Genomic DNA, 13200 nt, shown 5'->3' with positions numbered 1-13200 from the left:
CTTGTTACAAAGCATCGACCGGCACGATGTCCGGTCGATCAACCTCAGCTTTTTCGGTGTTGCTACCGGTGAGTGGGCTTTGGCGTCAGCCCATCATCCACCTAGTTTGCGGGCTTGTAAATCTGGTCGAAGATACCGCCGTCACCGAAATGTTCAGGCTGCGCCTTGGCCCAACCGCCAAACAGCGGATCGTCAATGGTGACGAGCTTGATGTCGGGAAGCTGCTTGAGCAGATCCTTTGAAACCACGGCGGGATTGGACGGACGGTAGAAGTGTTTCGCCGCGATGTTCTGGCCTTCATCTGAATAGAGATAGTTCAGATAGGCTTCCGCCGCCTTGCGAGTGCCCTTTGCATCAACGTTGGCGTCAACGACGGCAACGGGCGGTTCGGCGAGGATCGAGATTGGCGGGACGACGATATCGAAGGCGTCCGTGCCGAATTCCTGACCAGCCAGATAGGCTTCATTTTCCCATGCCAGCAGAACGTCACCGATCTGGCGCTGTGCGAACGTCACCGTCGAACCACGGGCGCCCGTGTCGAGAACTGGAGCGCGCTTGTAGAGCTCGGCTACGTAAGCCTTGACCTTGTCCTTGTCGCCCTTGAACTCTTCATTGGCCCAGGCCCAGGCAGCCAGGTAGTTCCAGCGTGCACCGCCGGAGGTCTTCGGGTTCGGCGTCACGATCTGAACGTCACCCTTCACCAGATCGCCCCAATTGTGGATGTTCTTCGGGTTGCCCTTGCGAACCAGGAAAACGATGGTCGAGGTATAAGGTGAAGAATTGTGCGGCAGTCGGGTGCGCCAGTCCTTGGCGATCTTGCCGGTATTTTCGACAATGGCGTCGATGTCGCTCTGCAGTGCCAGCGTGACGACATCGGCTTCAAGGCCGTCGATAACCGAACGCGCCTGCTTGCCGGAACCACCATGTGACTGCTGGATGGTAACATCCTCACCCGTGTCTGCCTTCCACTTCTTGGCGAAAGCTTCGTTGAACTCCTTGTAGAGTTCGCGGGTCGGATCGTAAGAGACATTGAGGAGTTTGGTTTCCGCGAAAGCCGAACCAACGCCCCCAAGAGCCAGTGACAGGCCGAGAGCGACAACGCTCAAACCGGACAGAAGCTTAGTCATCGGTATTCCCTCCTGATGAAGATGGCTTAACTCTACCGGTCCAGTAGAGTTGGTCAATGAGGCCGAATACGATCGAAAAAGTGTTTCCCTTCAGCGTTTGCGCAGGCAACAAATACAGCGCACCATAACCGAAACGCGCAACAAGCGTCGTGTAAAACTTTGCTGAATGCAAAAGCATTTCGGATTTTTGGCGATTTTCCGCCCGTTTCACGGAAAATATTATCGTACTTTAGACGATTTTTTCGCCCACAAGGTGACGCATACTGGCCGATGGCACGCGCAACGATCCATGCTGGAAACATGGTCGGCACCGACGGCGTTCTACTCAGGCTGTCAGGAGTTCAGGCACTTCGACGCCGGCGACGGCGTCTGCAATGGTGGTGTTGAACAGGATATTGCGGGTGGCGTCTGCGACGCGTGCGAAGACGTGGCGTATCTCGCACTGTTTCTCACCATCGCAATCTTCGCAGCGGCGGTAGGCGATCTGCGACAGGCAGGGCAGCGGCGCAACAGGTCCATCGATCAGCCGCAGCACTTCGCCGAAAGTGATATCGTTGGCCGGACGGCGCAGCAGATAACCTCCCTGCTTGCCGCGACGGCTTTCCACCATACCGTCATGTTTCAGCTCCAGAAGGATCTGCTCAAGAAACTTTTTCGGAATGGCTTGATCGCGGGCAATATCAGAAATCTGCACAGGCCCGGCCTCATTGGACTTTGCCAACGCAGCCAGCGCTCTCAGCGCATATTTCGCCTTCTGGGAAATCATCGTGAAACCAGTACAACACAACCCTAAACACAGGGCAATTCAGGCTTAGCGCAGTTGCTGTCACAATTCAAATACGGCCTTGAAACAAGGTGAACGGGCATCTTTTGCGCCGAGCCCCACGCGCGTGAGACATATTTGCTCTGAAGTGCAGCGGACTCAGACTGTGATTTCTGTCCGAAAGCCGGGATTTCAACAATAATCGGCCATCGTAATCCCGGACGTGACAATGAGCATTATGCCTGTTCCAGTAAACGCAACTGCCGATACCGCATCGCTTGATACCGCACTCGCAGCTCTCGATCTCGCTGGGCGGCTTTCATTTGTCGCCGGGCTCGGCGGACGCGCGGTTTTCACCACCAGCCTTGGCATCGAAGATCAGGTCATTACCGCGGCCATCGGCACGCACCGACTGCCGGTCGACGTCGTGACGCTCGAGACCGGAAGGCTTTTCAAGGAAACCGTCGATCTCATCAATGAAACCGAAGATCGCTTCGGCATTGAAATTCGCCGCTTCCGTCCCGAACAGGACGATATCGATGCTTACGCCGAAAAATACGGTCTCAACGGCTTCTACGAAAGCGTCGAAGCCCGTCACGCCTGCTGTCATGTCAGGAAACTGATCCCGCTGGGCAAGGCTCTGGAAGGTGCGTCCTTCTGGATCACCGGTCTGCGGCGCGGTCAGTCCGGCAATCGTGCGACCACGCCGTTTGCCGAGTTCGACGCGGATCGCAATCTCATCAAGATCAATCCGCTGGCGGATTGGGACATTGAAACGATCCGTGCCCACGTCGCTGCCGAGAACATTCCCATCAATCCGTTGCATGCGCGCGGTTATCCCTCCATCGGCTGCGAGCCGTGTACGCGCGCCATCAAGCCCGGCGAACCCGAACGCGCCGGGCGATGGTGGTGGGAAAACGACGAGAAACGCGAATGCGGTCTTCACGTCGCTGGCACGGAACAAGGTTCCGCCGCTTCCGCCATCCCGCAACGATAATCATTTCATAGACATATCCGGAGTTTCCAATGTCCAACGCAGTCCACGAGACGGACAGCAAGAATACCGTCGCATCCAAGCCGCCACTCGACCCGCATCTGAAGGCACTTGAAAACGAAGCTATTCATATTTTCCGCGAAGTCGCCGCCGAGTTCGACAAACCGGTGATGCTCTATTCCATCGGTAAAGACTCGTCGGTGCTTTTGCATCTTGCACGCAAGGCTTTCTTTCCCGGCCGCATCCCGTTCCCGCTCCTGCACGTCAATACAGGCTGGAAGTTCAAGGAGATGATCGAGTTCCGCGACAACATCGTCAAGGAATACGATCTCGATCTGATTTCCCACACCAACCCGCGCGGCAAGACGGAAAACGTTACACCTTTCTCCCACGGTTCGGCGCTTTATACCGACATCATGAAGACGGAAGCACTTCGCCAGGCGCTGGACGCCGGGCAGTTCGATGCCGCTTTCGGCGGCGCACGCCGCGATGAGGAAGCAAGCCGCGCCAAGGAGCGCATCTATTCCTTCCGTACGCCCGATCATAAATGGGACCCGCGCAACCAGCGCCCGGAACTGTGGAACATCTATAACGGCATGGTTCGCAAGGGGGAAAGCGTACGTGCCTTCCCGCTGTCCAACTGGACCGAGGTGGATATCTGGCGTTACATCGAAGCGGAAAACATTCCATTGGTTCCGCTCTATTACGCCAAGGAACGCCCCTATATCGAACGCGACGGCATGATGATCCTGGCCGAAGACGAGCGGCTGGAATTGCAGCCAGGCGAAGAAATCAAGCATGGCTCGATCCGCTTCCGCACACTTGGCTGCTTCCCGCTGACCGGCGCCATTCGCTCCGAAGCTGCAACACTTCAGGACGTTATTGCCGAGCTTGAAATCGCCACGGTTTCCGAACGCCAGGGCCGCGCGATCGATCGCGACCAGTCCGGTTCCATGGAGAAGAAGAAGCGCGAGGGCTATTTCTGATGACCGCCGCAGCACAAACACCCTCCTCTACCGCAACGATTCTGCCCTTTGCAGAACATTCGAAGGCAGCGCGCGATACGCGCCCGCTTCGGCTGATCACCTGCGGCAGCGTCGACGACGGCAAATCGACCCTGATCGGCCGCCTTCTCTGGGACACCAAGGCGGTCAAGGAAGATCAGGCTGCTACGCTTCATCGTGACAGCGGCAAGCAAAACGATCTCGGCTTGCCCGATTTCGCCTTACTGCTCGACGGACTGCAGGCTGAACGCGAACAGGGCATCACCATCGATGTCGCCTATCGTTACTTTGCCACCGACAAGCGTGCCTTCATCGTGGCAGATACCCCCGGCCACGAGCAATATACCCGCAACATGGCAACCGGCGCCTCGACGGCCGATCTTGCCGTTCTGCTGATCGATGCGCGTGTGGGCATTCTCGAGCAGACCCGCCGCCACGCCACCATTGCCGCTCTGATGGGCATCCGTCAGTTCGTACTCGCGATCAACAAGATCGACCTGACGGGTTACGACAAGGCCGGCTTCGAGTTGATCGCGCATGAATTCCGCGATTTTGCCTCGGCACTCGGCATCAAGCAGATCACCGCCATTCCAATGTCGGCATTGAAGGGTGAGAACGTCGTTCTCTCCGGCAAGGCGTCCATGCCCTGGTATGAGGGACCGACGCTGGTGGAAACCCTGGAGCTGGCAACAGTGCGTTCTGCACAATCCGGTGGTTTCCGTCTGCCAGTACAGCGCGTATCGCGCCCCGGTGAAAGCTTTCGTGGTTATCAGGGCACCGTCGCGGGCGGCTCGGTAAAGCCGGGCGACAGCGTCGTAGTTCTTCCCTCCGGCATGGTGGCAAATATCAAGCAGATCGTGACATTCGATCTGGTGCGCAATGCCGCCGTCGCAGGCGATGCCGTCACGCTGGTTCTCGACCGCCAGGTCGATGTTTCGCGTGGCGACATGATTGTCTCCATCGAGGCGCAGCCGCAGACGGGCCTTGCCTTTGATGCGCAGCTCGTGGCGTTGCAGCCAGGCGGTATCGAACCCGGCAAACGCTACTGGTTGAAAAGCGGCAGCCGCCGCCAGCGCGTCAGCGTCCAGCCAGTCACACAGCTTGATCTCAAGGTTGGAGAGTGGAAGGCACATGAAACCACTTTGCCGATGAATGCGATCGGCAAGGTGCGGCTTTCCTTCGACGAAACAGCGATCTTCGATCCCTATGAGCAGAACCGCTCAACCGGCTCTTTCATTCTGATCGATCCCGACACCAACAACACGGTGGCCGGTGGCATGATCCTCGGCAAGCGCAACGCCGGTGATGCAGAGGTTAAGGGTGACAGGGTCGTGCTGTCCCTACCCGCCGAACTGGCTGAAAAGCTGCTTGCCAGCGAACTCCTCGCCAAGCACCGCGATGACATTGAAATCCGTCGCACGGATACGGCAACAGCATCGCGTATCATCAGCGAACTGGACTAAGTCACTTGGAATAAAACAAAAAAGGCGACCGCACTCGCGGTCGCCTTTTTTATTGCGTACCCAAGATACGGGCTCGCTTAAAATACGAACATGTAAAGCAGAATGATCACGAAGATCGGAACGCCCATGGCCCAAAGTGCAATACCCTTCAGCATGTTATCCTCCATTGCTGTTCTGGATGAATAACGGCTGGGGAGCGTTCGTGTTCCCTTTTTAGGACAGGAAACTACGAAGTTGCGTTGACGAATTGGACATCAAACGGTCCTATTTCCAGTCCGCAGGTAAATACGTAGATGTCCATGAAATATCGGGAAATTTTTAAGCCTTTGATTTAGAGGCTTTTTTCAGCTGGTCGGAGTGAGAGGATTCGAACCTCCGACCCCCACGTCCCGAACGTGGTGCGCTACCAGACTGCGCTACACTCCGTGACCAGCGGCGCTTCTATAGACCAGCCTCTGGCGTTCGACAAGCGGGATATTGCATTTTTTATGACAAGTTCCGGCGGATGGTTGACGTCCCGGAGGTAAAGCCCGCTCCGACGGTATTTCAGGTTACAGAACGTTACAAAAAAGCAATTGTGGCAGGAAATTTTCGTCAAAGCTGAAGCCTCCCCTGCCGCTCGTCATCAAATCTGCTAGGGGAACAGAATGAACGGCAGAAGGGCCGGACACGGCACAAAGGACATCTCACCATGCAATTTCGCAGCGTAACGCTCGCAGGACTGGCAATTGCGCTCTCCGCCTGCACCACCTCGACAGGCTCCGCTCCCTCATTCATCCAGAAGAGCCCCGTTGAAGCCCGTTGGGTCGGTCAGTCGGCTGGCATTTTCTTCGCAAAGTTTGGCCCTCCGCAGAGCGACACTGAATCCGGTAGCTCGACCATCTACAACTGGCGCGGTGGTTACAAGAAGGCAACCGTTCCGGCGAAGTTCGAGGAAGGTAAGGACGGCAAGCGTGGCCGCCAGATTTCTCCTGCCCGCACCGCCTATCTTTCCTGCACGGTGCAGTTGACCGTTTCGAGCGATTACCGGATCACCTCCGTTCGTACCGTCTCTGATCGCCCCGGCGTCAACGGCCCAAGCTATTGCGCAGAGTTTCTCGCCGCAGACTGAGCCTGAAATCGTCTAAAAACAGAGAGGCCCGCCCAGAAAACAGGCGGGCCTTGTTATTTTTTGAGCTTTTTTCGTGTCTCTGAGCGCATATCACCCATGCACGACACGCTTGACGGCAGCGTTTCCTAACCTTTGCACCCGTTCTGCTGGTTTTGACGTTTCAACCGTTTGAATGACGCCGCATCGTCCCGAAGATGGCAAATATGCGTCAAAAAAGACGCCTGAAAAGCAGGGGCGCGACCATATGCCCCCATCAATTTAGAGGTAATTCGCTTGACAGAAGCAGCCGATCGCCGGGTTGTGCCCACCAGTTGATTGCTATAACGGGGCCGCTGGGAGGAGTGTTTTGACAAACAACAAGAACCAGGTATGGCCGTGACTCCCATCGATCAAGACAAATTTCAGACCACCGATTTTTCCAACAATTCGCTTCCCATGAACCGTAGACAGGTTCTCGGCACCGCGCTGGCAGGACTTGCCGCAGCCGCATTGCCATCTTCGCCGGTATCGGCAAATAGCCCGACGCAGAAGGTCGACGTGCTGCTGATTGGCGGCGGCATCATGAGCACGACCCTCGGTGTTTGGCTGCGCGAACTCGAGCCGAACTGGTCGATCAAGATGATCGAGCGGATGGACAGCGTCGCACTCGAAAGCTCGAATGGCTGGAACAATGCCGGCACGGGCCACTCCGCGCTCGCCGAACTGAATTACACGCCCGAAGATGCCAACGGCAACGTCAAGATCACTCAGGCGATTGCAATCAACGAAGCATTCCAGATTTCCCGTCAGTTCTGGGCATGGCAGGTGAAGAACGGCGTTCTGAAGAACCCTCGCTCGTTCATCAACCACACGCCGCATATGAGCTTCGTCTGGGGCGACGAGAATATCGCCTATCTTGAAAAGCGCTATGAGGCGCTGAAGGCCAGCCCGCTTTTCGCCGGAATGGAATTCTCTACCGATCCGGAGCAGATCAAGAAGTGGGTGCCGCTGATGATGGAAGGTCGCGATCCTTCCCAGAAGATCGGCGCAACCTGGTCGCCGCTCGGCACCGACATGGAATTCGGCGAGATTACCCGCCAGTTCGCCTCGCATCTGCAAAGCCAGCCTAACTTTGACCTCAAGGTCAACAGTGAGGTTTCCGACATCCAGCGCAATCCCGATGGAAGCTGGCGTGTGACCTACGCCAACGTGAACGATTCCACCGAAGAAACCGTGGACGCCAAGTTCGTCTTTATCGGTGCTGGCGGCGGCGCGCTACATCTCCTGCAGATGTCCGGCATTCCTGAAGGCGACGACTATGCGGGCTTCCCGGTCGGCGGCTCCTTCCTCGTCAACGAAAATCCCGACGTGACGATGCAGCATCTGGCAAAGGCTTATGGCAAGGCATCGGTCGGCTCTCCGCCCATGTCCGTTCCGCACCTCGATACACGGGTTATCGGTGGCAAGCGCGTCATCCTGTTTGGACCTTTCGCAACCTTCTCGACAAAGTTCCTCAAGAACGGTTCCTATTTCGACCTGGTTTCTTCTGTAACGACCAGCAATGCCTGGCCGATGGTGCGCGTCGGCGTCGATGAATACCCACTGGTAGAATATCTCGCGGGTCAGTTGATGATGTCGGACGACGATCGCTTCGCGGCATTGCAGGAATATTTCCCGAATGCCAAGCAGAACGACTGGCGTCTGTGGCAGGCAGGCCAGCGCGTCCAGATCATCAAGCGCGATGCCGACAAGGGTGGCGTTCTGAAGCTCGGCACGGAAATTGTCGCCTCGCAGGATGGCAGCATTGCCGGTCTGCTCGGCGCATCGCCAGGCGCGTCTACGGCAGCCCCGATCATGCTCAACGTTCTGGAAAAGGTCTTCAAGGACAAGGTAGCAACTCCGGAATGGCAAGCCAAAATCCGCCAAATCGTTCCAAGCTACGGTACGAAGCTGAACGATTCCGCCGACATGGTACAGCAGGAATGGGCCTACACCGCCGAAAAGCTGCAACTGCCGACGCCGCCGCAGATCAATCGCGACGCGCTGAACTCCGCCACAACGGCACCGGCTGGCGAGCCTGCGAAAAAGGTTCCCGATATCGCCCTGTAAATCGGGCTTCAAAACACTGACACAGTCTGCGGCGAGTGCTCAAAACGCAATCGCCGCAGCTACCTCGCAGACCTCACATCACCGATGAAGCGCGGTGACCAGTGGGCGCGATGCGGTTACGTCTTCTGAAAAGCTCGCCCCAAAGAGCAAGCCGTTCATTCGACCTAGCTGTTATCTTCGGTCGGTGCGTCCGGGCCATTCTTCTTGATTGAGGCGATGGCGTTTTGCGCACTCGCCTTGGAAGCATAACCTTCCGTCGAGAAGATGACTTCATTGTTGTATTTGAAGCGAACACGGAATTCGCCAGCCTTGTCTTTATAAATTTCGAATTTATGAGCCATTCAGGCCTCCTCAAGCACTGCGGTTTTTAATTGCACCGATGATCGCCGTCAGTATGGCGCCACCCGCGCCGCCAGCAACCAATTGCGTCACCACGCCTCCCACGGACAGATTGCCCGCCTGAGCTGCCGCGGAAATCGCGGGTATCAAAAGCGTTACCAGTTGACCTAAAAGACCTCCCCCCAAGGCTCCGGCAATCGTGTTGCCTATGGTGCCGATATCAAAGTTTGATGATGTTTTTCCGATAGCATTCCCACCGACAGCGCCGGCGATCAGATTTATCAAGATCTGTTCCATGAGAATCTCCCACCAACAACACGTCAATCATGCCAAAACTTTATGTTCTTGCAAGACGTGTTAAATTCAGTGGCCTTTGGGAATTGGCACAACGCAAATATGCAGGCGCAAAATCCTGCAATCTGCTTATTCATATCGCAGCAAAAGAATTTCGGGAGGGTATCTTGAATGGCTGGGGCGCCAGGATTCGAACCTGGGAATGCCGGTACCAAAAACCGGTGCCTTACCGCTTGGCGACGCCCCAACAGGACAGCAAGGTGAAACACCGCTGTCCGAACCGCGCCTGATTAGCAAAGCCGGGCCGCAGCGGCAATCACCTTTCTCGTTATTTTTTCACAAAACCCAAGCTTTTTGAGTGTCGCACCTGATAGGGCATGTTAGGGCTTGAAGATTGCGCGGCGTCGACCGCGGCTTTGGTTGGCATGGCATTACTTCAGGAGGTCTCGATGGCGGACCCGGCATTCGATCTCGATTTCCAGCCCGCCTATGGCGAACCGGTACCCGTTACCACCGGCATCCAGCGGATGACCGTCAACAATCCTTCCGCCTTCACCTTTCACGGCACGAACAGCTATATCGTCGGTGACCGCTCTGTTGCAGTGATCGATCCCGGCCCCGAAGATGAGGCACATTTCCAAGCCCTGATGGCTGCGCTGAAAGGCCGCGAGGTAACGCATATCTTCGTGAGCCACACGCATCGCGACCATTCGCCCTTGGCAAAACGCCTGAAAGCGGCAACCGGCGCACTGACCGTGGCCGAAGGACCGCACCGCGCCGCAAGACCGCTGCATGTTGGCGAAACCAATCCTTTCGCAGAAAGCTCCGATACGGACTTCGTACCGGATATTGCACTTGGTGATGGTGAGAGCCTTTCCGGCGACGGCTGGCAGCTTACCGCCCTGCACACGCCGGGTCATACGGCCAATCATGCCGCCTTTGCACTTGAGGGCACCGGCATTGTCTTTTCTGCCGACCATGTCATGGCGTGGGCCACCACCATCGTCGCGCCTCCAGATGGAGCGATGAGCGACTACATGAAATCACTCGATCGTCTTCTTCAGCGTGATGACCGGCTTTTTCTTCCGGGACATGGCGGCCCGTTGCGTGATCCTTCCGCATTCATGCGTGGACTGCGTGCCCACCGACGGATGCGGGAAAAAGCCGTTCTCAAGCGCATCAAGGAAGGCGACCGGCTGATTGCCGACATGGTGAAAGTCATCTACGCCAGCACAGACAAGCGCCTGCATGGCGCAGCAGCGCTTTCCGTTCTAGCTCATATCGAGGATCTGATTGAAAAAGGGCTGGTGCAGACGGATGGCCCGCCCTCGCTTCTCGGCGAATATATTCCGGCCTGAAGGCCCGTCTCAACTGTCGTTAAGGCCCTGCATTTCTGCATCCAGCGCATCGAGGAACGTCTCAGCGATATCGGCGCCCATGCCAAGATCATGGGGCCCGTAACGCGAAGCAACGCGGACATCGACAACTGTTGTCTCTGCCTCTTCCTTCAACCGGATCAACACATCGAAGCGCAATCCCCAGACGAGAGTGCGCATCTCACCCTGCATGAAAACGACCCCGCTGCCACTGAAGAAGGTCGGCGGCGGTGCATCGGCCGGGCGCGCCATCGGAACGGGCACATTCAACGGCAGATCATCCAGCGGCGTTTCCTCAGAAGGCGGCGTCCTGTCCTGCTCCGGCACACCAATGGAAGGCTCCGTGGTGGCTCCAATGACACCTTTAGTGTGTGCGATACGAATTTTGCGTGCAGCCGCGGTTTTTCGTGCGGCAGCATAAATGCGGTCGATTGCACCCTCATAACGGCGGCCGGCAAGGCTTGCATAAGCGGTGGCCTGTGCTGCACGATCTTCAGCACCAATGATGGCAGGGCGAACAAGCCATTGCTGATTGGCCACAGGCGGCACCAGCCAATCCGGCACGTCCGTCAGATCAGTGGAAACATCATAAATCTTCGGCTGTTGCCAATAGAGGAAAGCACCATAGCCGACGACACCCAATGGCAGGCTCGAAAAGATCAGAGCCGCCAGTGCCCAGAGACCGCCTTTCGATCCTTTCGTCCAAAGACGCTCCAGCCCGATCAAAGCCAGAAGCACGGCCAGCACGGCTATGGCGGCGGCAATCAACACCAGACCGACGAAGTCCGGGGTGGTCAAAGGCCCGAAACGGTGAAGCCCGGCGGCGATGAGAGACAACACCAGACCGGCAAAGCCGAGATAACGGGAAAGGTAGGCCGCAAAAGATACGGGCCGGACGAAACGCACAGTCATGAAAGCGGATATCCGTTAGATTGCATGGGCCTATACGCGTTGCACCCGAGGTCTGGCGAAAGAATCACCGGTATATGGTGTCATAAACCGGATTTGCGGCGAGGAAAATAAAGGAGCGACCGACCGGACCGCTTCCAAGATCGAGATCGGCAGAACTGGAACTTCATTTCTAAAACGCCATATTTTTCGGAATGAAACACCATCAATACGCGAATTACGCAAGTCCATCTCTTAAATGCTGAGAAATTTCGCATATTCTGCAGCGCCTATCCGGGAATGCATGCTAAAAGTGCAACATTCTCGATTTCCTGCTTAAAAATGAGACACATCATGTCACAGGCAACGACGTCCCCTCGCCCCTCGGGGGCAAAACCCTTTTATCGTAATTTCGGCTTTCAGGTGCTGACCGCCATGGTCGTCGGCCTGCTGCTTGGCCTCGTTGCGCGCAACATTGGCCCCGATGCCGCAGGCAGTCAGAACTGGCTTTCCGTCACGCTTCAGACAATTGGCAGCATCTTTGTGCAGTTGTTGCGCGCACTCGTTCCGCCGCTGATCTTCACTGCCATCGTCGCCTCGATTGCCAATCTGAAAAACCTGAGCAATGCCGCCAAGCTCGTCTGGCAAACATTGCTGTGGTTCGCGATTACGGCGCTCATTTCGGTGGTGATCGGCATAGCACTTGGTCTCATCATCCAGCCTGGGGTCAACACCGCGATCGCAAATACCGCAGCCGCAGCACCGTCGTCCACGGGCTCCTGGCTCGATTTCCTCAAGGGCCTCGTTCCGGCCAATATCTTCGGTCTTGAAGCCTCGACCAAACTCAACAACGGTTCGGCCAGCACATCGCTGAATTTCAACGTGTTGCAACTGCTCGTGGTATCGATTGCTTTTGGCGTAGCCGCACTGAAAGCGGGCAAGGCAGCCGAGCCGTTCCTGGCCTTCAATCAGTCTCTTCTCGCCATCGTGCGCAAGATTTTGTGGTGGGTCATTCGCCTCACGCCCATCGGCACGATCGGCCTTCTGGGTCGCGCTGTCGACCAGTATGGCTGGACGACGCTTTCGCAACTCGGCTGGTACGCGGCTGCGGTCTATATCGGACTGGCGCTTGTGCTCTTCGTGGTCTATCCCGCGCTGCTGCTTGCTCATGGCCTGAAACCATCGCGTTTCTTTGCGGGCGCATGGCCTGCCATTCAGCTCGCATTCGTTTCGCGTTCCTCCATAGGCACCCTGCCCGTCACGGAAACCGTCACTGAAAAGAGCCTTGGTGTGCCGCGCGAGTATGCCGCCTTTTCCGTTCCGCTCGGTGCGACAACCAAGATGGACGGTTGCGCCGCAATCTATCCGGCAATTTCGGCGATCTTCATCGCGCAGTTCTTCCAGGTGCCGCTCGGCATTCAGGAATACGTTCTGATCGTCTTTGTGTCCGTCCTCGGCTCTGCCGCAACAGCCGGCCTCACAGGCGCGGTCGTCATGCTGACGTTGACGCTATCGACACTTGGCCTGCCTCTCGAAGGTGTCGGCCTGCTGCTTGCTATCGATCCTATCCTCGACATGGGTCGCACGGCAGTCAACGTCGCCGGTCAGGCGCTCGTGCCCACCATCGTTGCCAAGCGCGAGGGCATTCTGAACGAGGCCGTCTACAACAACGCCAAGGATATCGACACACTCGACGACCGTGAGGTTGCGACGGCGTAACCGCTGCTACCAGCTTCTGCAAAGGCCCGCGCCG

The 13200-nt window shown here is 56.8% G+C and carries 12 protein-coding genes and 2 tRNA genes; 7 read left to right on the top strand and 7 right to left on the bottom strand.

The genetic code is table 11. The features are described 5' to 3' along the window. Positions 1–101: 101 nt before the first annotated feature. Positions 102–1127, bottom strand: a complete 1026-nt coding sequence (locus FY156_02700; GenBank protein ID UXS00476.1) for a sulfate ABC transporter substrate-binding protein — start codon at positions 1125–1127, stop codon at positions 102–104. 325 nt (positions 1128–1452) lie between these two features. Then, the gene (locus FY156_02695; protein ID UXS00475.1) at positions 1453–1893 is read right to left on the bottom strand and encodes an Rrf2 family transcriptional regulator; all 441 of its coding nucleotides are present in this window, start codon (positions 1891–1893) and stop codon (positions 1453–1455) included. 205 nt (positions 1894–2098) lie between these two features. Between FY156_02695 and FY156_02690 the strand changes: the two genes are divergently transcribed. The 3 genes from FY156_02690 to cysN are packed head-to-tail and all read left to right on the top strand — an operon-like array spanning position 2099 to position 5351. Further along, a complete protein-coding gene (locus tag FY156_02690) occupies positions 2099–2887 on the top strand; it encodes a phosphoadenylyl-sulfate reductase (GenBank protein UXS02994.1) in 789 nt (262 codons plus the stop codon). A 29-nt stretch (positions 2888–2916) separates the two neighbouring features. Continuing rightward, complete coding sequence (gene cysD / locus FY156_02685; protein UXS00474.1) at positions 2917–3870, top strand: sulfate adenylyltransferase subunit CysD; 954 nt, start codon at positions 2917–2919, stop codon at positions 3868–3870. Next, on the top strand, positions 3870–5351 hold the full coding sequence (gene cysN, locus FY156_02680) for a sulfate adenylyltransferase subunit CysN (GenBank protein UXS00473.1): 1482 nt from the start codon (positions 3870–3872) through the stop codon (positions 5349–5351). The genes cysD and cysN overlap by 1 nt, the downstream gene beginning before the upstream one ends. 349 nt (positions 5352–5700) lie before the next feature. Here the strand turns inward: cysN and FY156_02675 are convergent. Then, positions 5701–5777 (bottom strand) — tRNA-Pro (locus FY156_02675). Between the two features lie 265 nt (positions 5778–6042). On the opposite strand from FY156_02675, the gene FY156_02670 reads away from it, so the two are divergent. Both FY156_02670 and mqo read left to right on the top strand, forming a co-directional pair. Then, entirely contained in the window at positions 6043–6462 is a 420-nt protein-coding gene (locus FY156_02670; protein UXS00472.1) for a hypothetical protein, read from the top strand. Positions 6463–6831: 369 nt separating this feature from the next. Then, entirely contained in the window at positions 6832–8550 is a 1719-nt protein-coding gene (gene mqo, locus FY156_02665; GenBank protein ID UXS00471.1) for a malate dehydrogenase (quinone), read from the top strand. 164 nt (positions 8551–8714) lie between these two features. Here mqo and FY156_02660 read toward each other — a convergent pair whose 3' ends face one another. The 3 genes from FY156_02660 to FY156_02650 form a co-directional block, all read right to left on the bottom strand. Continuing rightward, positions 8715–8891, bottom strand: coding sequence for a YegP family protein (locus FY156_02660; protein UXS00470.1), 177 nt, complete (start codon positions 8889–8891; stop codon positions 8715–8717). A gap of 10 nt (positions 8892–8901) precedes the next feature. After that, complete coding sequence (locus FY156_02655) at positions 8902–9186, bottom strand: hypothetical protein (GenBank protein UXS00469.1); 285 nt, start codon at positions 9184–9186, stop codon at positions 8902–8904. Between the two features lie 169 nt (positions 9187–9355). Then, positions 9356–9430, bottom strand: a tRNA-Gln gene (locus FY156_02650). 202 nt (positions 9431–9632) lie between these two features. Here FY156_02650 and FY156_02645 point away from each other — a divergent pair. After that, positions 9633–10541: an MBL fold metallo-hydrolase gene (locus FY156_02645; GenBank protein ID UXS00468.1), complete on the top strand. Its 909-nt coding sequence runs from the start codon at positions 9633–9635 to the stop codon at positions 10539–10541. Between the two features lie 9 nt (positions 10542–10550). On the opposite strand, the gene FY156_02640 is transcribed toward FY156_02645, so the two are convergent. After that, positions 10551–11471, bottom strand: a complete 921-nt coding sequence (locus FY156_02640) for a DUF1499 domain-containing protein (protein UXS00467.1) — start codon at positions 11469–11471, stop codon at positions 10551–10553. A 330-nt stretch (positions 11472–11801) separates the two neighbouring features. Here FY156_02640 and FY156_02635 point away from each other — a divergent pair, with 330 nt between their 5' ends. Further along, complete coding sequence (locus FY156_02635) at positions 11802–13166, top strand: dicarboxylate/amino acid:cation symporter (GenBank protein UXS00466.1); 1365 nt, start codon at positions 11802–11804, stop codon at positions 13164–13166. The last annotated feature ends 34 nt before the right edge of the window (positions 13167–13200 follow it).

The sequence above is a fragment of the Agrobacterium tumefaciens genome (assembly GCA_025559845.1).
Lineage (GTDB): Bacteria > Pseudomonadota > Alphaproteobacteria > Rhizobiales > Rhizobiaceae > Agrobacterium.
This window is presented reverse-complemented; position numbering and strand designations above follow the sequence as displayed.

Excerpts from the sequence above, each read along its gene's own strand:
- FY156_02635 (UXS00466.1), top strand. The coding sequence starts at position 11,802 with ATGTCACAGGCAACGACGTCCCCTCGCCCCTCGGGGGCAAAACCCTTT.
- mqo (UXS00471.1), top strand. The coding sequence starts at position 6,832 with ATGGCCGTGACTCCCATCGATCAAGACAAATTTCAGACCACCGATTTT.
- FY156_02695 (UXS00475.1), bottom strand. The coding sequence starts at position 1,893 with ATGATTTCCCAGAAGGCGAAATATGCGCTGAGAGCGCTGGCTGCGTTG.
- cysN (UXS00473.1), top strand. The coding sequence starts at position 3,870 with ATGACCGCCGCAGCACAAACACCCTCCTCTACCGCAACGATTCTGCCC.
- cysD (UXS00474.1), top strand. The coding sequence starts at position 2,917 with ATGTCCAACGCAGTCCACGAGACGGACAGCAAGAATACCGTCGCATCC.
- FY156_02700 (UXS00476.1), bottom strand. The coding sequence starts at position 1,127 with ATGACTAAGCTTCTGTCCGGTTTGAGCGTTGTCGCTCTCGGCCTGTCA.
- FY156_02670 (UXS00472.1), top strand. The coding sequence starts at position 6,043 with ATGCAATTTCGCAGCGTAACGCTCGCAGGACTGGCAATTGCGCTCTCC.
- FY156_02660 (UXS00470.1), bottom strand. The coding sequence starts at position 8,891 with ATGGCTCATAAATTCGAAATTTATAAAGACAAGGCTGGCGAATTCCGT.
- FY156_02655 (UXS00469.1), bottom strand. The coding sequence starts at position 9,186 with ATGGAACAGATCTTGATAAATCTGATCGCCGGCGCTGTCGGTGGGAAT.
- FY156_02640 (UXS00467.1), bottom strand. The coding sequence starts at position 11,471 with ATGACTGTGCGTTTCGTCCGGCCCGTATCTTTTGCGGCCTACCTTTCC.
- FY156_02645 (UXS00468.1), top strand. The coding sequence starts at position 9,633 with ATGGCGGACCCGGCATTCGATCTCGATTTCCAGCCCGCCTATGGCGAA.